The sequence below is a fragment of the Cyanobium sp. Aljojuca 7D2 genome, assembly GCF_024346415.1.
GTDB lineage: Bacteria > Cyanobacteriota > Cyanobacteriia > PCC-6307 > Cyanobiaceae > Cyanobium_A.
In genome coordinates this window covers 67,354-88,828 of the sequence record NZ_JAGQCX010000003.1, presented here as the reverse complement: position 1 = coordinate 88,828, position 21,475 = coordinate 67,354, and the positions used below count along the sequence as shown (strand labels likewise).

Annotated in this window: 19 protein-coding genes, 2 tRNA genes, 1 other RNA gene and 1 pseudogene; 16 read left to right on the top strand and 7 right to left on the bottom strand. The window is 69.7% G+C overall.

Features of this window, described 5'->3' with window-relative positions; all coding sequences use genetic code 11:
* Window positions 1–34 precede the first annotated feature (34 nt).
* The 5 genes from murA (at window position 35) to KBY57_RS04705 (ending at window position 4,765) form a co-directional block, all read left to right on the top strand.
* Window positions 35–1,372, top strand: a complete 1,338-nt coding sequence (murA, locus tag KBY57_RS04725) for a UDP-N-acetylglucosamine 1-carboxyvinyltransferase (RefSeq protein WP_254994732.1) — start codon at window positions 35–37, stop codon at window positions 1,370–1,372.
* A gap of 12 nt (window positions 1,373–1,384) precedes the next feature.
* Window positions 1,385–1,466, top strand: a tRNA-Leu gene (locus KBY57_RS04720).
* Between the two features lie 8 nt (window positions 1,467–1,474).
* On the top strand, window positions 1,475–2,704 hold the full coding sequence (locus KBY57_RS04715) for an aspartate aminotransferase family protein (protein ID WP_254994730.1): 1,230 nt from the start codon (window positions 1,475–1,477) through the stop codon (window positions 2,702–2,704).
* A gap of 7 nt (window positions 2,705–2,711) precedes the next feature.
* Window positions 2,712–3,953 (top strand): bifunctional folylpolyglutamate synthase/dihydrofolate synthase, encoded by a 1,242-nt coding sequence (locus KBY57_RS04710; protein ID WP_254994729.1) that lies wholly within the window; start codon window positions 2,712–2,714, stop codon window positions 3,951–3,953.
* A gap of 350 nt (window positions 3,954–4,303) precedes the next feature.
* Window positions 4,304–4,765 carry a pentapeptide repeat-containing protein gene (locus KBY57_RS04705; RefSeq protein WP_409996411.1) on the top strand — a complete coding sequence of 154 codons (462 nt, stop codon included), beginning with the start codon at window positions 4,304–4,306 and terminating at the stop codon, window positions 4,763–4,765.
* Here KBY57_RS04705 and KBY57_RS04700 read toward each other — a convergent pair.
* The 3 genes from KBY57_RS04700 to KBY57_RS04690 are packed head-to-tail and all read right to left on the bottom strand — an operon-like array spanning window position 4,749 to window position 7,878.
* The gene (locus tag KBY57_RS04700; protein ID WP_254994727.1) at window positions 4,749–6,125 is read right to left on the bottom strand and encodes an FAD-binding oxidoreductase; all 1,377 of its coding nucleotides are present in this window, start codon (window positions 6,123–6,125) and stop codon (window positions 4,749–4,751) included. The genes KBY57_RS04705 and KBY57_RS04700 overlap by 17 nt on opposite strands.
* Window positions 6,116–7,411 (bottom strand): amidohydrolase family protein, encoded by a 1,296-nt coding sequence (locus KBY57_RS04695; protein ID WP_254994726.1) that lies wholly within the window; start codon window positions 7,409–7,411, stop codon window positions 6,116–6,118. The genes KBY57_RS04700 and KBY57_RS04695 overlap by 10 nt, the downstream gene beginning before the upstream one ends.
* The gene (locus tag KBY57_RS04690; RefSeq protein ID WP_254994724.1) at window positions 7,408–7,878 is read right to left on the bottom strand and encodes a DUF4359 domain-containing protein; all 471 of its coding nucleotides are present in this window, start codon (window positions 7,876–7,878) and stop codon (window positions 7,408–7,410) included. The genes KBY57_RS04695 and KBY57_RS04690 overlap by 4 nt, the downstream gene beginning before the upstream one ends.
* 62 nt (window positions 7,879–7,940) lie before the next feature.
* Here KBY57_RS04690 and KBY57_RS04685 point away from each other — a divergent pair.
* Window positions 7,941–8,013: transfer RNA gene (locus KBY57_RS04685), tRNA-His, on the top strand.
* Here the strand turns inward: KBY57_RS04685 and KBY57_RS04680 are convergent.
* Together KBY57_RS04680 and KBY57_RS04675 are read right to left on the bottom strand one after the other, a co-directional pair.
* Window positions 7,995–9,146: a DUF1611 domain-containing protein gene (locus KBY57_RS04680; protein WP_254994723.1), complete on the bottom strand. Its 1,152-nt coding sequence runs from the start codon at window positions 9,144–9,146 to the stop codon at window positions 7,995–7,997. The genes KBY57_RS04685 and KBY57_RS04680 overlap by 19 nt on opposite strands.
* A complete protein-coding gene (locus KBY57_RS04675; RefSeq protein WP_254994722.1) occupies window positions 9,140–10,228 on the bottom strand; it encodes a dipeptide epimerase in 1,089 nt (362 codons plus the stop codon). Before KBY57_RS04675 ends, KBY57_RS04680 begins: the two co-directional genes overlap by 7 nt.
* A 178-nt stretch (window positions 10,229–10,406) precedes the next feature.
* Between KBY57_RS04675 and miaB the strand changes: the two genes are divergently transcribed.
* The 5 genes from miaB (at window position 10,407) to ftsZ (ending at window position 15,470) form a co-directional block, all read left to right on the top strand.
* A complete protein-coding gene (miaB, locus tag KBY57_RS04670; protein WP_254994721.1) occupies window positions 10,407–11,771 on the top strand; it encodes a tRNA (N6-isopentenyl adenosine(37)-C2)-methylthiotransferase MiaB in 1,365 nt (454 codons plus the stop codon).
* Between the two features lie 32 nt (window positions 11,772–11,803).
* The gene (locus KBY57_RS04665) at window positions 11,804–12,931 is read left to right on the top strand and encodes a D-alanine--D-alanine ligase family protein (protein WP_254994719.1); all 1,128 of its coding nucleotides are present in this window, start codon (window positions 11,804–11,806) and stop codon (window positions 12,929–12,931) included.
* Window positions 12,928–13,338, top strand: coding sequence for a hypothetical protein (locus KBY57_RS04660; protein WP_254994717.1), 411 nt, complete (start codon window positions 12,928–12,930; stop codon window positions 13,336–13,338). The genes KBY57_RS04665 and KBY57_RS04660 overlap by 4 nt, the downstream gene beginning before the upstream one ends.
* A gap of 34 nt (window positions 13,339–13,372) precedes the next feature.
* Window positions 13,373–14,185 carry a cell division protein FtsQ/DivIB gene (locus tag KBY57_RS04655; protein ID WP_254994716.1) on the top strand — a complete coding sequence of 271 codons (813 nt, stop codon included), beginning with the start codon at window positions 13,373–13,375 and terminating at the stop codon, window positions 14,183–14,185.
* Window positions 14,186–14,309: 124 nt separating this feature from the next.
* A complete protein-coding gene (gene ftsZ, locus KBY57_RS04650; RefSeq protein ID WP_409996410.1) occupies window positions 14,310–15,470 on the top strand; it encodes a cell division protein FtsZ in 1,161 nt (386 codons plus the stop codon).
* Window positions 15,471–15,555: 85 nt separating this feature from the next.
* On the opposite strand, the gene ffs is transcribed toward ftsZ, so the two are convergent.
* An RNA gene (ffs, locus tag KBY57_RS04645) (signal recognition particle sRNA small type) lies at window positions 15,556–15,652 on the bottom strand.
* Window positions 15,653–15,697: 45 nt separating this feature from the next.
* On the opposite strand from ffs, the gene panB reads away from it, so the two are divergent.
* Window positions 15,698–16,537, top strand: coding sequence for a 3-methyl-2-oxobutanoate hydroxymethyltransferase (gene panB / locus KBY57_RS04640; protein ID WP_315859773.1), 840 nt, complete (start codon window positions 15,698–15,700; stop codon window positions 16,535–16,537).
* A 679-nt stretch (window positions 16,538–17,216) separates the two neighbouring features.
* Here panB and KBY57_RS14360 read toward each other — a convergent pair.
* Window positions 17,217–17,621: pseudogene (locus KBY57_RS14360) on the bottom strand (radical SAM protein); the annotation flags it as partial.
* Between the two features lie 189 nt (window positions 17,622–17,810).
* Between KBY57_RS14360 and KBY57_RS04630 the strand changes: the two are divergent.
* The 4 genes from KBY57_RS04630 to ilvC all read left to right on the top strand — a co-directional run bounded on the left by KBY57_RS04630 (window position 17,811) and on the right by ilvC (window position 21,466).
* Complete coding sequence (locus tag KBY57_RS04630; RefSeq protein WP_094559673.1) at window positions 17,811–19,004, top strand: PIN/TRAM domain-containing protein; 1,194 nt, start codon at window positions 17,811–17,813, stop codon at window positions 19,002–19,004.
* A 31-nt stretch (window positions 19,005–19,035) separates the two neighbouring features.
* Window positions 19,036–19,743 carry an ATP-dependent Clp protease proteolytic subunit gene (locus KBY57_RS04625; RefSeq protein ID WP_254994710.1) on the top strand — a complete coding sequence of 236 codons (708 nt, stop codon included), beginning with the start codon at window positions 19,036–19,038 and terminating at the stop codon, window positions 19,741–19,743.
* 74 nt (window positions 19,744–19,817) lie between these two features.
* Window positions 19,818–20,420, top strand: coding sequence for an ATP-dependent Clp protease proteolytic subunit (locus KBY57_RS04620; RefSeq protein WP_254994709.1), 603 nt, complete (start codon window positions 19,818–19,820; stop codon window positions 20,418–20,420).
* Window positions 20,421–20,470: 50 nt separating this feature from the next.
* The gene (gene ilvC / locus KBY57_RS04615) at window positions 20,471–21,466 is read left to right on the top strand and encodes a ketol-acid reductoisomerase (RefSeq protein WP_254994708.1); all 996 of its coding nucleotides are present in this window, start codon (window positions 20,471–20,473) and stop codon (window positions 21,464–21,466) included.
* Window positions 21,467–21,475: the final 9 nt, after the last annotated feature.

Here is a 21,475-nt window from a genome sequence, read left to right as displayed (position 1 = left end):
CAAGATGCGTCAGCAAGAGCTGGGCAGTCGCTCCATGGGTTTGATCGCTGTCCAGTCCAACTTTCAGGCCCAGGCGGTTTTCAGCCCCCAGCTGGAAATCTCCGGTGGCCGCAAGCTGGCTGGGGAGCTGCAGGTGAGTGGTGCCAAGAACTCAGCCCTGGTGCTGATGGCCGCCTGTTTGCTCAGCCGCGACACGATCCGGCTGCGCAACGTGCCACCGCTCACCGACATCTCCGCCATGGCCGAGATGCTCGGCAGCCTCGGGGGCCGGGTGTTGCGCCAGGGCGACTGCCTGGAGCTCAATGGCGACGCCATCAACAATTCCACTGCGCCCTACGAGCTGGTGAACAGCCTGCGGGCCAGCTTCTTCTGCATCGGGCCGCTGCTGGCCCGGATGGGCATGGCCAAGGTGCCTCTGCCCGGTGGCTGCCAGATCGGCACCCGGCCCGTGGTGGAGCACGTCAAGGGGCTGAAGGCCCTCGGTGCCCAGGTGACGATTGAGCACGGGGTGGTCACCGCCGTCGTGCCGGGTCGTGGCCATCGCCTCACCGGCGGCCGCATCCACATGGACTGCCCCAGCGTCGGGGCGACCGAGACGTTGATGATGGCCGCCGTGCTCGCCGATGGTGAGACGGTGATCGACAACGCCGCCCTGGAGCCGGAGGTGGTGGATCTGGCCGGGCTGCTGATCGCCATGGGCGCCAAGGTGCGCGGCGCTGGCACGCCCACCATCACGATCGTGGGCGTCGAGCGTCTCCACGGCGCCGACTATGCCGTGATCCCCGATCGCATCGAAGCCGGCACCTTTCTGCTGGCCGCTGCCATCACCCGCTCCCACCTGCGGATCGCCCCCGTGATCCCCGACCACCTCGGCGCCGTGCTCACCAAGCTGGAGGAGGCGGGCTGCACCCTGGAGCACGACGGCATCGGCCTCACCCTCAAGGCCGATCACATCAATGCTGTCGACCTGCGCACCCAACCCTTCCCCGGCTTCCCCACCGATCTGCAGGCGCCATTCATGAGCCTGCTGGCCACGGCCCAGGGCACCAGCGTGATCACCGAGAACATCTTCGAAAACCGCCTGCAGCACGTGGCGGAGCTGCAGCGCATGGGGGCCGCCATCCGCATGCAGGGCAACACCGCCTTCGTTGAAGGAGTGGCCCGGCTCAGCGGTGCGCCGGTGCAGGGCACCGATCTGCGGGCCTCCGCCGCCATGGTGCTGGCGGGCCTTGCCGCCGAAGGCATCACCACGGTGCGGGGGCTGGAGTTCCTCGACCGCGGCTACGCCAACCTCGAAGCCAAACTCAACGCGGCTGGCGCCTGCATTCAGCGTGTCAGCGGTGCCTCCAACAGCACCAGCATCGCCGCGTAAGCTCTCACCTGCGGGAGCGTGCCGGAATTGGTAGACGGACTCGACTCAAAATCGAGCGCCTTCGGGCATGTGGGTTCGAGTCCCACCGCTCCCATCTCGCCGGTGTCCACGTCAGCAGTGATGGACACCTATGCCCGCTTCCCGATCAGCCTCACCCGGGGTCGGGGGGTGTGGGTGTGGGACAGCAGCGGCAAGCGCTACCTCGACTGCGTGGCCGGCATCGCGGTCTGCACCCTCGGCCACAGCGACGGCCGGATGAAGCGGGCCCTGAGCCGGCAGCTGGGCAAGCTTCAGCACGTGTCCAACCTGTATCGCATTCCTGAGCAGGAGGAGCTGGCGGCGGCGATCACCGCCCGCAGCTGCCTGGATCGGGTGTTCTTCTGCAACTCCGGAGCTGAAGCCAACGAGGCCGCCATCAAATTGGCGCGCAAGCATGGCAACAGCGTGCGTGGCATCAACACCGCGGGCGGCATTTCCGGCGGCGAGCACGGCCCCCTGATCCTCACCGCCCAGGCCAGCTTCCACGGCCGCACCCTGGCGGCCGTCACCGCCACGGGCCAACCCAAATACCACCAGGGCTTTGAGCCGATGGTGCAAGGCTTCCGCTACTTCCCCTACAACGACACCGCCGCCTTTGAAGCCCTGCTGGCCAGCTGCGAGGCGCAGGGGCCGCGGGTGGCGGCCGTGCTGCTGGAGCCGATCCAGGGCGAGGGGGGCGTGCACCCGGGCAACCGCGCCTTCTTCCAGCGGGTGCGCGAGCTCTGCGACGCCCACAACATCCTGCTGATCTTCGACGAGGTGCAGATCGGCGTCGGCCGCAGCGGCCAGCTCTGGGGCTACGAGCAGCTGGGCGTGGAGCCCGATGCGATCACCCTGGCCAAGGGACTGGGCGGCGGCATCCCGATCGGCGCCCTGGCGGTGAAGGCGAAGGTGGATCACTTCCGCCCCGGCGAGCACGCCAGCACCTTCGGCGGCAACCCCTTCGCCTGCCGGGCCGGCCTCACGGTGCTGGCCGAACTCGAGCGCCGCAAGCTGCTCAGCCACGTGCAGCGGATGGGGGAACTGCTGCAGGAGCTGCTGGCCGAGCTGGTGAGCCGCCATCCCACCCTGCTGGAGGGGGTGCGCGGCTGGGGGCTGCTGCAGGGCCTGGTGCTGCGGCCCGAGGCTCCGAGCGCCCCCGAGATCGTCAAGGCTGCGATGGAGCAAGGCCTGCTGCTGGTGCCCGCCGGGCCCCAGGTGGTGCGCTTCGTGCCGCCGCTGGTGATCCAGCCCCGCCACCTGCGCCTGGCGGTGGATCGCCTCGAGCGGGCCCTCACCAGCCTTGGTTGCTGAAACAGCCTTGGCCGCTGAGCCCGACCCCTTCGCCGACCTGATCGAGCCCTTCAGCCGCCGCGGCGTCGACCTGGGGCTCGATCGCCTGCAGGCCGCCCTAGCCGAGCTGGGCCATCCCGAGCGCCGCTTCGCCGCCGTGCAGGTGGCCGGCACCAACGGCAAGGGCTCGATCTGCACCCTGGTGCACCAGGCGCTGCTGGCCGCTGGCATCCGCGCTGGCCTCTACACCTCGCCCCACCTGGTGAGCTGGACCGAGCGCATCCGCCTGGGCGACGCCCCGATCGCCGCGCCGGATCTGCGCCGGCACCTGGAAACCGCCACGCCGGTCGCCCAACGCCACCAGCTCACGCCGTTTGAGCTGGTCACCGCCGCGGCCTTTCTGGCCTTCGCGGAAGCAAACCTGGAGCTGGTGGTGCTGGAGGTGGGACTGGGGGGCAGGCTCGATGCCACCACCTGCCATCCCCACAGGCCCGTGATCGGCTTTGCCTCGGTGGGGCTCGACCACGCCGAGTTTCTGGGGCCGGATCCAGCCCACATTGCCGCCGAAAAAGCGGGCGTGCTCCAGCCGGGCGCCGTGGCCATCAGCGCCCCCCAGAGCCCCGAGGTGGCCGCGGTGTTGAACGCCCGGGCGGCGGCGGTGGGGGCCGAGCTGCGCTGGCTGGAGCCACTCGATCTGGAGCGCTGGCCCCTGGGGCTGCCGGGGGCCGTGCAGGCGAGCAACGGCGCCGTGGCGTTGGGGATGCTGCGGGCCCTGGCGGAGCGGGGCTGGCCGATCAGCGAGGCCGCCATCCGGCAGGGCTTCGCCGCCGCCCGCTGGCCCGGCCGGCTGCAACAGCTGATCTGGCGCGGCCAGCCCCTGCTGCTCGATGGGGCCCACAACCTGCCCGCCGCCCTCGCCCTGCGCAGCGAACTCGACGCCCATCCCGAGCGCCACGGCCTAGCCCCCGGCCCCCGCCACTGGGTGCTGGGCATGCTGGCCAACAAGCAGGGGCCGGCCATCCTCGAAGCGCTGCTGGCCCCCCACGACCGCGCCTGGATCGTGCCGGTGCCCGGCCACGCCAGCTGGAGCCATGCTGCCCTCGCCGTCACCTGCCCCAGCCTCGTGGATCAGCTGCAGCCGGCCTCCGAACTCGAGGCTGCCCTGCTCCAGGCCCGGGTTGCCGCAGCCAGGCCGACCGTGGTGGCCGGCTCGCTTTACCTGATCGGTCACCTGCTGGAGCAGCACAGCAAGGAAAAGCCGGGCGGGTGAGCTGGGTTGCGGGTTGGGCTTATGGACTGGGGAATCCCGGATCCGGGCCCTGAATCTGGCCCCGATCCAGACGGGCGGTCACAATTTCGGCGCTTAGCTAAGCCAAAACTAAGCCAAGCGTTAAAACGGCAAGTGCCCCGCCAAAACGGCGAGCGCCCCGACGTCGCCCCCTTCAGCCCGCCTTGGCTCCAGGTCACACAGCAGGGGCGGCAACCACCAGCCAAAGTGACGCTCTGCGGCCCCGGCTCCCCATGACCCATCCTGTCGGCCAAGCGGCCACGGCCCTCGGCCGACTGTGCCACCGACTGCGCCACCGACTGAGCAGCTGCCTGGTACTGCTGACTGTGCTGATGACACTGGGGCTGGCCCCCGGGCTGGTGCTGCCGGAGCCGGCCGCCGCCGAGTTTTCCGGGGTGGACTACACGCTCACCAACCAGAACGAGCAGGATTTCAGCGGCCAGAACCTGGCCAACACCTCCTTCGCCGGGGCCACGGGACGGCACGCCAACTTCAGCGGCGCCAACCTGCACGGCGCGATCCTCACCCAAGCCGCCTTCCCGGAGGCCAATTTCGCCGGGGCCGACCTAAGCGGCACCCTGATGGACAAGGTTGATCTGTCCGGCGCCGACCTCACCGGGGCCGTGCTGAGCGGCGCCATTGCCTCGGGCAGCAGCTTCCGGGGCGCCACCGTCACCGATGCCGACTTCAGCGACGCCCTGATCGATCGGGTCGACCAGCGCTCCCTCTGCCGCGACGCCGAAGGCACCAACCCGATCACCGGCGTCGATACCCGCCTCAGCCTGGGCTGCTGAGCCAGCCGCGCAGCTTGCCCGGGTTGAGCAACCCCAATGGGTCGTAGGCAGCCTTGGCGGCCACCTGGTCGGCATCGATCACGCCCAGGCCGCCGTCCTCGACGGTGAGCACATGGGGGTTGAACAGCACCGCCCCCGCCTCGCGGCAGTCGGCCATCAAGCGCTGCAGGGCCTCCTCCCCCCGCCAGCGCACCAGCGGCAAGGCCGCCAGCCGGGCCGCCCCCTGCTGCTTCACCGCTTCCAGATGCCAGAGCAGATCGTCGCCCCACCCGGTCCGCAGCCGCTCCAAACAGGGCCCCTCCGGCTGGGGTAGCAGCATCTGCAGGTAGGTCCAGCCCTTGTGCTGGGTGCGCCAGTGCAGGGTGGTGTGGTTCCAGCTGAGCTCCCGCAGCGGCAGGCCCCGGCTCTGGCCCTGGGGGGCCTGCCAGCGCAGCGTGCCGCCGCGGGCCGCCAGCCAATCGGGCAACACCGTCAGGGCATCGGGGGCGGCCAGCAGCAGCAGGCGATGCTCCTGCGGTTCCGGCGCCGGACAGCCCGCCGGCCAGGGCAGCGGCTGGGCCACCGGCGCCTCCAGCAGCGTGATGGCGTTGAGCTGCAGCGCCGTGGCGGGCAGGGCCTGGGCCGCCGCCAGGGCCCGATCCCATTGCGCAAACCCCACCACGAGCTGCTGCCAGGCCACGGCTTCGGTGGTGGGCAGGCGCAGAGCCGTGAGGATGCCGTTGGTGCCGTAGGCATGGTTGAGCGGGGCGCTGGCGGCGGCATCGAGCTGGAGCAGCCGCGGCTCGGGCTCCAGGGTCACCACCTCCAGGCCCAGCAGGTTGCCGGCATCCCGCAGGAAGCCCCAGCGCAGGGAGCCGATGCCGCCGGAGCCCCCGGCGATGAAGCCGCCGATGGTGGCGCTGCGCACCGTGCTGGGCACCAGCCGCAGGGCCCGGCCCCGGGGCGCTAGCTGCTGCTCAATCGCGCCCATCAGGGCGCCCGCCTCGACCTCGATCACCCCGGTGGCCTCATCCAGCTGCCGCAGGCGCTGGAGGCCGGTGAGATCCAGCACCAGGCCGCCCTGAAGCGGCACGCACTGGCCGTAGTTGCCGGTGCCGGCCCCCCGCCCCGTCAGGGGCACACCGTGGCGGGCACAGGCACCGGCCACCAGCCGCACCTGCTCCACCGTGATGGCCGCAGCCACCAGCTGGGCGCGGCAGCCCTGCAGCTGCGGCACCAGCACCGGCGAGTAGTCGAAGTAGTCGCGGGAGAGGCGCTCCAGCTCTGCCGGCGCCTCCGGGCCCAGCAGCGCCAACGCCGGATCGAGCCGCTGCAGCTCTGCCGCCAGGGCGGCGATCCGGGAGCAGGGGATCAATTCCATGGAAGCAGCAGGGGAGAGGGCTGCTCCTGCGCAGGGCGTGGCAGCCACTGGCCGGCGCGCAGCACCCGCCGCTGGGGCGGCCTGGCCAGCAGCTCGCCCCACGAGCCCGCACCGAGCAGCACCAGATCGGCAGGCCCCCCAACGCGCAGCACCCCATCCCAGGCCAGCCCCAGCACGGCGGCGGCGGCGGTGCTGAAGGGGGCCAGGCCGAGGCGCTGCCACGGCATCAACTGGCAGAGCGGCGCCGCCCAGCGCAGCAGCTCAACCGGATCGAAATCGCCGCCGGGATACCAGGGGTCCTGCACGTTGTCGCCGCCGAGGGCCAGCCGCACCCCCGCCCGCTGCAGGCTGCGGATCGGCGCCAGCGGCCGGCGCGAGGGGGTGCGGCCGGGCCTGCGGCCCAGCAGCCAGAAATTGGTGGTGGGCAGCGCCACCACGGCGATCTCCGCCGCGGCCAGGCGCTCGGCCAGCTGGTCGCAGGCCCGCACTGGCAGCAGGCCCATGCTGCTGGCGTGGCTGCAGGTGATCGCCACGGCACGGCGCTGCTCCAGGGCCACCCGGGCCACCAGATCGACGCCCACCCCCGGGTCGCCATCGGATTCATCCACGTGCAGATCGACGCCGCAACCAAAGCGCTCGGCCAGATCGAGCAGGGCCAGCAGGGCCTCCCGGTCGGCGGCGCGGCGGGCCGGCCCCTGCCCGTAGGGCGGCCCGATCACCCCACCCAACAGCCCCTGACCATCGGCCACCGCACGGGCGAGGGCTTCCCCTTCCGGACTGAGCCAGTGGGCCAGCGGCGCCAGGGCCACCAGCTGCAGCTCAACCCGCCCCCGCCAGCGCTCGCGGGCCTCCAGCAGGGCGTCCCAGCTGGCGCGAGCCGCCGGCCCAACGCTGTCGATGTGGCTGCGGATGGCCCGCACCCCGTTGCGCCAGGCCCGATCGAGGGCCAGCTCGGCCCGCGCCGCCACCTGCTCGCCGGTGCGCGCGCCGTACTCGCGCTGGTTGGCCTCCAGGGCGGCGGCCATGGTGCCTTCCCGGTTGGGGAAGGCGGCGGCCGTGAAGGCCTTGTCAAGGTGGGCGTGGGGCTCCACCAGGGGCGTGAGCGCCAAAGGCAGGGCGGCCAGCACAGCCGGATCCCCGCCCCGCAGCGGCTCGATCGCCGTAACCAGCGCTCCGGCCATCCGGATCTGCAGCGCCACCAGGCCATCGGCGTCGGCCTCAAAGCCACTGGCCAGACGCGGATCCAGCAGGCCGCGGGGCAGGCGCAGCGCCAGAGGAGAGATCACGGTGCGTCCTGGGAGCTGTCGGAGTTGGAGCTGTCGGTGCCAGCTCTGTCAATCGCGGCACCGATCAGCACAAACTGGCCCGCCACCCCAACCACGGTGGAGCGGAAGCGCGGCACTCGCCAGCGCAGCAACGTTTGGCCGCCGACGTCACTGCGATTCAGGCTCAGCACCCCGAGATTGTGGCGGCGGGTGTGGCCTGCCACCAGCGCCGCCAACGGCGCCCGTTGGTCCAGCACCAACTCCTGACAGTTCTGAATCGCCAGCCGCATCAGCACCGGTAGACCGCCCTCAGCGCAAACTTCCTCGCTGATTTCATCCACCAACCGCTCGGCGGCATAGGCCTGGAAATCGGCGGCGGAGGGATTGGTGATGGCCAACCCGGCCCCGGCCAGGGCCGCCAGCATCAGGCCGAATGCCCAGGGTGGACCGGCGAAGTGATCGGAACGGCCGGGCAAACGGGACGTCATTCGAGGGCTCCCACGTTGGCACCAATCCCTGTCGGTGGCTTGGTACATTGTTCGCAATCACGGCGGGCGTCGCCAAGTGGTTAAGGCAGCGGCTTGTGGCGCCGCCATTCGGGGGTTCAAGTCCCCTCGCTCGCCCTTGATGTCCTAGCCGTCTCCGCTTCTGGTGGAGGCGGCTTTTTTATGCAGCCCTGCAGCAAAGCGTCCTGCTGCAACAGGGCCTGCAGCAGCAGATCCGCCCCCTGCCGCACCGGATCAACGCAGGGCAAACCCGTCTCTGCGGCCGTGGCCAGGAGAGCAGCGTCGGCTTCCGCGGTGCTGAGCCGGGCGGTGTTGAGCGCCACGGCCCGCACCCGGGGGCGTAGGCCATCGGGGCGGCCCAAGGCCGCCAGGGCCTCCAGCGCCGCGATCAGCTCCGGCAGCGGTGGAATCGCCACCGGCGCCGCCCCGGGCCGGGTGCGCACGAAGCGCTGACCGGCGCGGTGCACCAGCAGCAAGTCGGTGGGCTGGCTGCCGCGCAGCAGCGGCAGGGTGGCGGTAGAGCCCGGATGGCAGAGCGACCCCTGCCCCTCCACCAGCACCAGGGCCTCAGGCCCAGCCCCCACAGCGGCGGCCAGCACCGCCGCCTCCACGGCACCGGCGGCGTAATCCACCCGCACCGCGTCCAGCGCCACACCGCTGCCGGCGATCAGGATCCCCGCCTGGCCGGTGCCCACAAAGCGGGCATCGAGGCCCTGGCGCCGGGCCTCGGCCTGCAACTCCAGGCAGGCGCTCATCTTGCCCACGGCCATGTCCGATCCCACCGCCAGCACCCGCCGGCAGGGCAGAGCCGCCGCCCGCGCCGTGGCCACCTCCAGCGCCTCGGGCTCCTGACGCAGGTCCCAGATCCACTGGCCGGGGCGGGTGCAGGCCGCCGCCAACGCCGGATCATCCCCCAACCGGCTGTGCAGGCCGCTGGCCAGGTGCAACCCGGCCTGGAGTCCGGCCAGCAGATCGGCGCGCATCGCTGCGGGCAAGCGGCCACCGGAGGGAGCCAACCCCACCACCGCCACCTCGGGCCCGTAGGCCAGGGCAGCCGCCATGTCGGCCACCACCGGCACGGCACGGTCGATGCCGGTCAGGTCCCGCAGATCAGCGCCGGCGAAGGCCGGATCGATCACCGCCACGATTGGGCCGGAGCGGTAGCGCAGCATCGCCAGGCCGGTCTTGCCGGAGAGGTCGTCGAGGCCGCCGTGCTGCAGCAACACGACCGGGGCGCTGGCGCTCAACATGCCTGATCGCCTCTCAGCCCAATCCCCAGGCCGGGGCCGGGTGGCGGCACCAGCACGTCGCCCGTCAGGGCCAATCCCGTAAACGGGTCGTCCACCAGGTTGAGGTGGCTGTCGAGATCGGGCCAGGTCACCAGGGGCAGCAGCTGGGCGGCGGCGCCATTGAGCAGGGCGGCGTCGGAGTAGCAGCCGACCATCACCCCAAGCCCCAGCCGCCGGGCCGCCTGGGCCATCAGCAAAGCCTCGGAGAGGCCTCCACTTTTGAGCAACTTGATGTTGATGCCGTCCACGTAGGGGGCCAGCCGCACCAGATCGGCCAGGTCCCAACAGCTCTCATCCGCCACCAAGGGCATCGGACAGTCGAGCTCCAGGGCCTCGAAGCCGGCCGTATCGAGCTCCGCATCCAGCAGCGGTGCCAGGGGCTGCTCCAGCAGCACCACCCCAGCCCGCTCGAGGGGCTCGAGCATGGCCCGGGCCGTGCCCAGATCCCAACCACCGTTGGCATCCACCTGCAGCTCGCAGGCCACGCCGGTGCTCTGGCGCCGCTGCTCGAGGGCCGCAGCCACGGCCTCCAGCAGCACCAGGTCGTGGGCCACCCCCTCGGGACTGCCGAGCTTGAGCTTGATGCGGGTGGCGGGCAGCTGCAGCCACCAGCGCTCGAGCCGCGCCAGCACAGCCTCGGGGGGGCCTAAGCCGAGGGTCACGCTGGTGGCGACACGGGCTCCCGGATCCAGGCCCCAGAGCCGCCACAGCGGTTGCCCCAGCCGTTGGCCCCACCAGTCGTGCAGGGCCAGATCGAGGCCGCAGCGCGCCGGCGGGCTGAGGCCAGCCAGCAGCGGTTCCAGGGCCTGGAGGGGCTCCGGCGCCTGGCCCGCCAGCTGGGGGGCCAGGGCTTCGAGCTCCGCCGCCACGGCGTCGGTGGCGTAGTGGCGATGGCCGGTGTCGAAGCCGCCGGTCTCACCGATGCCCGTGAGCCCGTCGTGCTCGAGGCTCACCAGCAGGTGCTCCACAGCCGCCGTGGTGCCGCGGCTGATGGCCAGGGGCACAGCCTTGGTGAGCGGAAACCGGCGCAGGCTCAGGCGCATGGGGATGGGGCGCTGCCATCAAGCTGGCACAACCGGGACGGCACGCGTCTGACATGCCTCCTGAAATCCGTACAACCCGTACAGATTTCGGAACACCAGCCAGCGCCATTCCCCAGCCCTTGCCCACGACCTGCCACCAGCAACCCAGGTGCGGAACCCGATGGCCGAAACTGGTGGGATGACGGCCTCCACGCTCAGCACCCGCGGCAGCTACTGGATCACCACCTTCGGCTGCCAGATGAACAAGGCGGATTCCGAGCGCATGGCCGGGATCCTCGAAGCCATGGGCTACCGGGCCGGCGACGACGAACACAGCGCCGATCTGGTGCTCTACAACACCTGCACGATCCGCGACAACGCGGAGCAGAAGGTGTACAGCTATCTGGGGCGCCAGGCCCAGCGCAAGCGCACCAACCCCAATCTCACCCTGGTGGTGGCCGGCTGCGTGGCCCAGCAGGAGGGCGAATCGCTGCTGCGGCGCGTTCCCGAGCTGGATCTGGTGATGGGGCCCCAGCACGCCAACCGACTCGATGTGCTGCTGGCCCAGGTGGAGCAGGGCCAGCAGGTGGTGGCCACAGGCGAGCACCACATCCTCGAAGACATCACCACCGCCCGCCGCGACAGCACCATCTGCGGCTGGGTGAATGTGATCTACGGCTGCAACGAACGCTGCACCTATTGCGTGGTGCCGTCGGTGCGGGGCCAGGAGCAATCGCGCCTACCTGAGGCCATCAAGCTGGAGATGGAGGGGCTGGCCGCACGCGGCTTCAAGGAAATCACCCTTCTGGGCCAGAACATCGATGCCTACGGCCGCGACCTGCCCGGCATCACAGCCGAAGGTCGCCGCGCCCACACCCTCACCGACCTGCTCCACCACGTGCACGACGTGGCCGGGATCGAGCGGATCCGCTTCGCCACGAGCCATCCGCGCTACTTCACCGAGCGGCTGATCGACGCCTGCGCCGCCCTGCCCAAGCTGTGCGAGCACTTCCACGTGCCCTTCCAGAGCGGTGATGACGACGTGCTCAAAGCCATGGCCCGTGGTTACACGGTGGATCGCTACCGCCGCATCGTCGAGCGCATCCGCGAGCGCATGCCCGATGCCGCGATCAGCGCCGATGTGATCGTGGCCTTCCCGGGCGAAACCGACGCCCAATACCGCCGCACCCTGGATCTGATCGAGGAGATCGGCTTCGATGCGGTGAACACCGCCGCCTACTCGCCGCGGCCCAACACCCCCGCCGCCGACTGGCCCAACCAGCTCAGCGAGGCGGTGAAGGTGGAGCGGCTGCAGGAGCTCAATGCCCTGGTGGAGCGCACCGCCCGGGAACGCAGCGCCCGCTACGCCGGCCGCCGCGAGCAGATCCTGGTGGAGGGCACCAACCCCAAGAATCCCGAGCAGATGATGGGCCGCACCCGCACCAACCGACTCACCTTCTTCCCGGCCCAGCGCTCCGATGGCCGCACCATCGCCCCCGGCGAGCTGGTGACGGTGCAAATCGAAGACGTGCGGGCCTTCTCCCTCAGCGGCAAACTGGCCTGAGTTTTGGGCCCCTGGCTCACCCTGCGCACGGCATGACACCCACCCCCCTTGCCGTTGGCCTGATCTTTGGGGGGGCTTCCGGCGAACACGCCGTTTCGATCCGCTCAGCGGCCACCGTGGCCGCCGCCGTGCGCCATCCCGACAACGCCGCGCGCTACGTCCTGCGCTGCTTCTACATCGACCCCGAAGGCCGCTGGTGGGGCCCTGATGTGGCCGAGGCCGTGCTGGCCCAGGGCACGCCCGCACGCCCCGACCAGCTGCCCCAACCCCTGCCGGAGCCTGGATTCCGCAGTTTTCCCGCCGGCGCCCTGGAGGTGGCGGTGTGGCTGCCGGTGCTGCACGGCCCCAATGGCGAAGACGGCACGATCCAGGGCCTGTTCACGTTGATGCAGGTGCCCTACGTGGGCTCAGGGGTGCTCGGCTCGGCCGTGGGCATGGACAAGCAGGCGATGAAAGCCGCCTTTGCCGCCGCCGGGCTGCCCCAGGTGCCCTACGCCTGCGTCAGTGCCAGCCAGGTGGCCCAGGATCCAGGCGCCCTGGTGGAGCAACTCGAAGCCAAGCTCGGCTATCCCTGCTTTGTGAAGCCCGCCAACCTGGGCTCCTCGGTGGGCATCAGCAAGGCCACCGACCGGGCCAGCCTGCTGGCCGGCCTGCGCATCGCCGCCGCCCTCGATCCGCGCCTGGTGGTGGAGCAGGGCGTCACGGCCCGGGAGCTGGAGTGCGCCGTGCGGGGCGGTGGCCACCAGGCCCTGCAGGCCTCGGTGCTGGGCGAAATCTGCTTCGACGCCGACTGGTACGACTACGACACCAAATACAGCGAGGGCAAAAGCCACACCGTGATCCCCGCCGTGGTGCCCGAGCCGATCGCCGCGCGCGCCCGGGCCATGGCCATCCAGGCCTGTGAGGCGGTGGGAGCGATGGGTTTGTCGCGCGTGGATTTCTTCTACTGCGAAACCAGCGCCAATGAAGCCAACCCCAACGAGCCCAGTGGCGCGCTGTGGCTCAACGAGATCAACACCCTGCCCGGCTTCACCAGCCAGAGCATGTACCCGATGCTCTGGGCCGCCAGTGGTGTGCCCTTGCCGCAATTAGTGGGCGACTTGCTGGAAGGGGCCCGAGAATGGCACCAGGCAACACCATTGGGAGGCCCCTTGGCATGACGCACGGACTGCTGTGGCTTCCACTGCTACTGGTGTTTGTACTGCTCACTGCCCTGGGCTGGCTGGAGCGGCGGCGGCAGCGGCTGTTCCGGGAATGGGCCGAAGGCTCCGAGCTGGCCAAGCTCGACAGCTGTGGCGCCGCCCGGCTGGTGGATGGGGTGCTCACCTGGTGCACCTTCGAGGCTGGTCAACTGAGGGAGGAGGGCTCCTTCGTGATCAAGCAGCTCGAGCTGGTCGAACTGCTGTCGCTGCGCTCGGGCGAGGCGCCGCTGACCGAGGAAAGCCAGGGGGCCTGCCGGCTGCGGCTGGTGGGCGGAAGCGAGCAGAAGGATCTGCCCTTCGCCGATGCGGAGCGGGCCCGGCGCTGGATCTCTGAGCTGATGTCCCGCTCCCGCTGCGAACTGTGAGCCCCATTCCAGGTCGACGGGTGAGCCTGCGGTGGTGAAGGCCAATCCCGCACCCCCTGGGTCGGAGCGCCGCCGCCAACTGCGCCAGCAGCGGCAGCGCGAACGGCTGCGCAATCTCTGGCGGCTGGTGGTGCTGCTGAGCCTGGCGGGCGGCCTGGGCTACGGCCTGCTGCGTCAGGGCTGGGTGCTGACCGGCCCCAGCCAGGTGGAGGTGGTGGGCAGCGAGCAGGTGGGGCCGGACCAGGTGGTGCAGGCCGCCCAACTCAGCTTTCCCCAACCCCTGCTGGCCCTGCAGCCCAAACGCATCGCCGAGGCCGTAGCCGGCGCCCTGCCGGTGGAGCAGGTGCAGGTGAGCCGGCTGATGGCGCCGCCGCGGCTGCGGATCGAACTGGTTGATCGCCAGGCAGTGGCCCGGGCCCAGCGGCGCACCAGCAGCGGCATCGAGCAGGGCTTTGTCGACCGATTTGGCCACTGGATGAGCAACCGCCAGGGGCAGGGCGTTGCCGCCAAGGCCAGCGCAGGCTTGACGGTGGTGGGCTGGCAGCCGCGCTACCGCCCCGCCCTGGCCCAGGTGCTGGAGCAGCGCGACTGGCTCGGAGCCGACCTACGCCAGATCCGCTTTGAGCCCGGCGGCAGCCTCTGGCTGGAGAGCACCAGCCTCGGCCAGGTGCGGCTGGGGCCAGCCGACGCCCAACTGGGGCGGCGTCTCGAGGTGCTCGGCCACCTCCAACAGGAATTGCCAGCGCGAATCAAGGGCCGGCGGCTGCAATCGATCGACCTCAGCGATCCGGAACAGCCGGAACTGGGGCTGCCCGTGCCCGCCCAGCCGACCAAGCCCCCCGGATGAGCATTCCGGCAACGGCCATGCCAGGAAACCCGCAAAGGTGGGACACTCCCTGAATCCAGGGGTGCCAAAGGCCGACATAATGCAGCCGCAGATGTACAGCACCGCCGCCTCCCCCAATGCCGCTATGACCCACAGCTCCCCCCAATCCGGGTCCCCCCTATCCAACGGTGTCCAGCCCGCGAACGAAGGGTTGCTTGGCAGTTCGACCGCAGGCGGAATTGTGCCCAGCCAGTCGGCACGCATCGAAGTGATCGGGGTTGGCGGTGGTGGCAGCAACGCGGTCAACCGGATGATCGCCTCCGATCTCCAGGGTGTGGGCTATCGGGTGCTCAACACCGATGCCCAGGCCCTGCTGCAGTCGGCATCCCAGAAGCGCATCCAACTGGGCCAGAAACTCACCCGCGGCCTGGGGGCCGGCGGCAATCCCGTGATCGGCCAGAAGGCGGCTGAAGAATCCCGGGCTGAACTGCAGGAATCGCTGCAGGGCGCGGATCTGGTGTTCATCGCTGCGGGCATGGGCGGCGGCACCGGCACCGGCGCCGCGCCGATCCTTGCCGAGGTGGCCAAAGAGGTGGGGGCCCTCACCGTGGGCATCGTCACCAAGCCCTTCGGGTTTGAAGGTCGCAAGCGGCTGCGCCAGGCCGAGGAGGGCATCGCTCGCCTGGCCGAGAGCGTCGACACCCTCATCGTCATCCCCAACGACCGCCTGCGGGATGCCATCGCCGGAGCGCCCCTCAATGAGGCCTTCCGCGCCGCCGACGACGTGCTGCGCATGGGCGTCAAGGGCATCAGCGACATCATCACCAAGCCCGGTCTGGTGAACGTCGACTTCGCTGACGTGCGCTCCGTGATGGCCGACGCCGGCACCGCCCTGCTGGGCATCGGCGTGGGCTCCGGTCGCTCCCGGGCCAGCGAAGCGGCCCAGGCGGCGATGAGCAGCCCCCTGCTGGAGTCGGCCCGGATCGACGGCGCCAAGGGCTGCGTGATCAACATCAGCGGTGGCAAGGACATGACCCTCGAGGACATGACGACCGCCTCAGAGGTGATCTACGACGTGGTTGATCCCGACGCCAACATCATTGTTGGCGCCGTAGTGGACGAGCGCCTCGAGGGTGAGATCCACGTGACCGTGATCGCCACCGGCTTCGAAAGCGGTGCTCCATACCGCAGCGAGCGCACCACGGTGAGCTTTGCCGGCACCACCCTGTTCAGCAACAATCAGGAAGAACGCGGGGCCAAGATTCCGCCGTTCCTGCTCAACCGCCAGGGTCAGGCCAATTCATAAGGCCTGACTTGGCGATTGAGCTCTGAGCACGACCTGGGGTCCGGCCTGAAGGTGGCGACCCCTGAAAGTGATGACCAGTGAAAGTGGTGACCCGGAGTCCACGCCTGCCCTGAGCATCCCGTGTGGCTGCTCCCTTCCGGTCCTGACCAGATTTGGGCGTCGGAGCCGCATGGGTCCGAGTCGATTGGATGCTAGCAATGGCATCCTCCGCACCGACGTCCGTGCCCCTGCGCCCCGCAGATCTGGCGAGTCGCAAGCAGGCCGGGCTGCCGATCACGGTGCTTACCGCCTGGGATGCCCTCTCCGGAGCGCTGGTGGCCGAGGCCGGCGCCGATGCGGTGCTGGTGGGTGACTCCCTGGCGATGACGGTGCTGGGCCACGCCACCACCCTGCCGGTGACCCTCGAGGAGATGCTGCACCACACCCGGGCCACGGCGCGCGGCCTGGCCAGCAGCTGTTCCCCCGGGCAGGAGCCGCTGTTGATCTGCGATCTCCCCTTCCTCAGCTACCAATGCAGCGCCGATGAGGCCGTGGCCGCCGCCGGGCGGGTGCTGAAGGAAACCCCCGCTGCCGCCGTGAAGCTCGAAGGGGCCGAACCGGAAACCCTGGCCGTGATCGACCGGCTGGTGCGCAGCGGCATCCCGGTGATGGGCCACATCGGCCTGACGCCCCAGTCGGTGCACCGCCTGGGCTACCGCCGCCAGGGCAACGACGCACCCAGCCAGGAGCGGCTGCGGCGCCAGGCGCTCGCCCTGCAGGAGGCCGGCTGCTTCGCCCTGGTGCTGGAGCACGTGCCGGCCGATCTGGGGGCATCCCTGCAGCAGGCGCTGGATCTGCCGGTGATCGGCATTGGCGCCGGCGAGGGCTGCGACGGCCAGGTGCGTGTCACGGCCGATCTGCTGGGGCTCACCAGCCAGCAACCACCCTTCAGCCCACCCCTGCTGCAGGGCCGGACCCTGGGGGTGGAAGCGCTGCGGCGCTGGATTGCCGCCCAGCGCCATCCAGCCCAGGAGCATCCAACTGCTCCTGCCACCAGGCCAGCAACTCCCGCAGCACCCCATTGCTGAGGGCCAGGCCGGCCGGATCACTGAGCCGCCAGCGGGGGCCCTCAATCCGCAGCAGCCCCTGGCGCCACCACGGCTCGAGCCGCTCACGCAGCTGGGCGCAGCCGGCCTCGCCCAGCAGCTGGGGCAGATGCACCCCCTCCCGGCGGCGCAAACCCACCAGCAACCGCTCATCGATCGGCATTCCCGCCCCGGCTCCAGCCCTGGGATCCCCTGGCTCACCGCTGCCCTGGGGCTGGGCCAGCCAGGCGGCATAGCCCTCGCGGGTGCGGGGCCGAGCCAGCCGCTCGCCCCAGGGCGCCGAGGTCGCCCCCATGCCGAAGCCCCACCAACCGGCACCGCTCCAGTAGACGCGGTTGTGGCGGGAGGCGTGGCCGGGCAGGGCGTAGTTGGAGATTTCGTAGTGGCCATAGCCGGCGGCGCTGAGCTCGGTCCATGTGAGCTCCATCAGGTCGGCGCCCAGATCGGCATCGGGCAGCTCCAGCTGACCGCGCTCGTGGCGCCGCGCAAACACGGTGCCGGGCTCCAGGGTGAGGTCGTAGACCGAGAGATGGGGCGGCGCCAGGGCGATCGCCTCACCCAGCTGCTGGCGCCAGGCCGCCAGGGCCGCTGCGGAAGACGCCTGACCCGGCAGCCCCTGGATCAGATCCAGGCTCCAGCTCGCCAGGGCGCCGCGGCGCTGGGCCTCGGCCAACCAAGCCGCAGCCTGCCGCAGGTCGGCGCCGCTGTGGCGGCGCCCCAGACTCGCCAGCACGGCGTCGTCGAAGCTCTGGCCGCCCAGGCTCACCCGATTCACCCCGGCCTGCAGGTAGCCCGCAAGCCGCGCCTGATCGAAGCTGGCCGGATCGAGCTCCAGGGTGATCTCAGCGGCGGGAGCCAGGCCGAAACGCCGCCGCAGCGCCGCCAGCAGGGCCCTCACCTGGTCCGGCCTAAGCAGCGAGGGGGTGCCGCCACCGAAATACACCGTGCTCAGGGGCGGCCCCGGCGGAGCCAGGCCAATCTCCTGGTGCAGCAACTGGAGATAGGCCTCGATGGACGCCGAACCCGGCGCCCCCGGCTCGCCGCCGGCCCGGTCGCCCAGGGGCACCACCGGGAAATCGCAGTAGAAGCAGCGGCGGTGGCAGAAGGGGATGTGCAGGTAGGCACTGCGGGGCGGCCAGGGCGGGCCAGGGATTTGGGCAGTCACAACAACAAGTGCGGGAACACCTTCAGGCCAATGGCGCGGAAATCAGGCATGCTGCAACCTTGAACGGATGGGCAGCCACGCAAGACGGGAATGGTGGACTCCCTCATCCTGATCCTGTTTGTGATCTCCGGGGCCGCCGCTGGCTGGCTGGGGGTCGACCTGCTGCCAGCGCCCCTGCTGCTGCAGGTGGACAACCCCGAGGGGCTGCGCACGGTGCTGGGCGGGTTCGGAGCCTTTTTCGGGCTGCTGGCGGGCTTTTTCTTCGGTCAGCTGCGCCGCAAGCTGATGGCCCAGGTGCGCACCATGCCCACCGACCTGCTGATCAGCCGCGCCGTCGGCCTGATCCTGGGCCTGCTGGTGGCCAACCTGCTGCTGGCCCCGATCCTGCTGCTGCCGCTTCCCTGGGAGGTGGTGTTCGTCAAACCGCTGGCAGCAGTGCTCAGCAATGTGTTTTTCGGGGTGTCCGGCTACAACCTCGCCGAGGTGCATGGCCGCACCCTGCTGCGTCTGTTCAACCCCACCAACACCGAAGCCATGCTGGTGGCCGATGGGGTGCTGCAGCCCGCCAGCGCCAAGATCCTCGACACCAGCGTGATCATCGACGGCCGCATCCGCGGACTGTTGGCCTCGGGGCTGCTGGAGGGCCAGGTGATCGTGGCCCAGAGCGTGATCGATGAGCTGCAGGCCCTGGCGGATTCAGGCAACGCCGAGAAGCGTGGCCGCGGGCGCCGCGGTCTCAAGCTGCTCAGCGAGCTGCGCGAGCAATACGGCCGGCGGCTGGTGGTGAACAGCACCCGCTACGAGGGCAACGGCGTCGACGACAAGCTGCTGCTGCTCACCGCCGATACCGGCGGCACATTGTTAACCGCCGACTACAACCTGGCCAAGGTGGCGGAGGTGAAGGCGCTGCGGGTGCTCAACCTCAGCGAGCTGGTGATCGCCCTGCGGCCCGAGGTGCAGCCAGGCGACGAGTTGCTGCTCAAGATCGCCCGCGATGGCAAGGAGGCCGACCAGGGCGTGGGCTACCTCGACGACGGCACGATGGTGGTGGTGGAAGGGGCCCGGGGCCGCATCGGCGAACGGCTGCCGGTGGTGATCACCGGTGCCCTGCAAAACCCCACCGGACGAATCGTGTTTGCCCGCAGCGAACCTTTGGCGCCGGCCTCCAGCCCCGATCCGGCCCCGAAGCGCAAACCCCGCTCTGAGCGCAATTCCGAGCGCAACGCCGAGCGCAGCAAAACCAATTCGGCCCAGACGAATCCGGAGACCGATGGCCCCCGCTAGGCTCCGCAAGCGTGCTTTCCATTAACCGCGGATGTCGGTGTCAGCCCCCTACTACGGCGATTCCGCGGTCATGCGCACCCCGCCGCCCGATCTGCCGAGCCTGCTGCTGAAAGAGCGGATCGTGTATCTGGGCTTGCCGCTGTTCAGCGACGACGATGCCAAGCGCCAGATGGGCATCGACGTGACCGAGCTGATCATTGCTCAGCTGCTCTATCTGGAGTTTGACAACCCCGAGAAGCCGATCTTCTTCTACATCAACTCCACCGGCACCAGCTGGTACTCCGGTGATGCCGTGGGCTTCGAAACCGAGGCCTTCGCCATCGCCGACACGATCCGCTACGTGAAGCCCCCGGTGCACACCATCTGCATCGGCCAGGCGATGGGCACCGCCGCGATGATCCTCAGTGCCGGCACCAAGGGCCAACGGGCTGCCCTGCCCCACGCCTCAATCGTGCTGCACCAGCCCCGCAGCGGCGCCCGCGGCCAGGCCACCGACATCCAGATCCGGGCCCAGGAGGTGTTGCACAACAAGCGCACCCTGCTGGAGATGCTGTCGGCCAACACCGGCAAGTCGGTGGAGCAGCTGTCGCGCGATTCCGACCGGATGACCTACTTCACCGCCGAAGAGGCCAAGGAGTATGGCCTGATCGACCGGGTGCTCACCAGCCAGAAAGACTTGCCTGGTGGTGGGGCCGCTGCCGCTGTGGCGGCCGAGCGCAGCCCGGCCGGTATCGGCTGAGGCTGACGGGCTGAGAAGCCCGCCCTGCGAGCTCATCTGACGATTCCTTTCCTTCAACCTTCACCGCCACAGCCATGCCGATCGGCACTCCCAGCGTTCCCTACCGCCTCCCCGGCAGCCAGTACGAGCGCTGGGTTGACATCTACACCCGTCTGGGAGTGGAGCGAATCCTGTTTCTGGGCTCGGAGGTGAACGACGCCGTGGCCAATGCCCTGGTGGCCCAGATGCTGTACCTCGATTCGGAGGACAACTCCAAGCCGATCTACCTCTACATCAACTCCCCTGGGGGCTCGGTGACCGCCGGCCTGGCGATCTACGACACCATGCAATACGTCAAATCTGACGTGGTCACCATCTGCGTGGGTCTGGCTGCCTCGATGGGAGCGTTTCTGCTGGGCGCCGGCACCAAGGGCAAGCGGCTTGCCCTGCCCCACAGCCGCATCATGATTCACCAGCCCCTGGGCGGCACCAACCAGCGCCAGGCCAGCGACATTGAAATCGAGGCGAAGGAGATCCTGCGCATCAAGGACATGCTCAACCGCTCAATGGCTGAGATGACCGGCCAGGCCTTCGAGAAGATCGAAAAAGACACCGACCGCGACTACTTCCTCAGCGCCGCCGAAGCCAAGGACTACGGCCTGATCGACCGGGTGATCGCCCACCCCAGCGAGGCCTGAAAGGCGCTTGCGTAAGCTCGGGCCTTGCCCTGCCCAGACCCGAAGCCTCGATGGCCAAGCTCTACTACGACACCGACGCCGACCTTGCGCTGCTGAACGGCAAGACGGTGGCCATCATTGGCTATGGCAGCCAGGGGCACGCCCACGCCCTCAACCTGAAGGACAGCGGCGTCAACGTGGTGGTGGGCCTCTACGAAGGCAGCCGCTCGGCTGACAAAGCCAAGGCCGACGGCCTCGAAGTGCTGAGCGTGGCCGATGCCGCCGCCAAGGCCGACTGGATCATGGTGCTGCTGCCCGATGAGTTCCAGAAGGACGTCTACGACAAGGAAATCGCACCCCATCTGAGCGCCGGCAAGGTGCTCAGCTTTGCCCATGGTTTCAACATCCGCTTCGGCCTGATCAAGCCGCCTGCCGATGTTGACGTGGTCATGATCGCCCCCAAGGGCCCCGGCCACACCGTGCGCTGGGAATACCAGAACGGCATGGGCGTTCCCGCGCTGTTTGCCATTGAGCAGGACGCCAGCGGCCAGGCCCGTGATCTGGCCATGGCCTATGCCAAGGGCATTGGCGGTACCCGTGCCGGCATTCTTGAGACCAATTTCAAAGAGGAGACCGAGACCGACCTCTTTGGCGAACAGGCAGTGCTTTGCGGCGGCCTTTCCGAACTCGTCAAGGCTGGCTTTGAAACCCTGGTCGAGGCTGGCTATCAGCCCGAGCTGGCCTACTTCGAGTGCCTACACGAGGTGAAGCTGATCGTGGACCTGATGGTGAAGGGCGGCCTGACCGCCATGCGCGATTCGATCTCCAACACCGCCGAGTACGGCGACTACGTGAGCGGCCCGCGCCTGATCACCGCAGACACCAAGGCCGAGATGAAGCGGATCCTGGCCGACATCCAGGACGGCACCTTCGCCCGCAACTTCGTGGCCGAGTGCGACGCCGGCAAGCCGGAGATGGCGAAGATCCGTGAGCGCGATGCCCAGCACCCGATCGAGCAGGTGGGCAAGGGCCTGCGCTCGATGTTCAGCTGGTTGAAGGCGGCCTGAGCCCCTGGC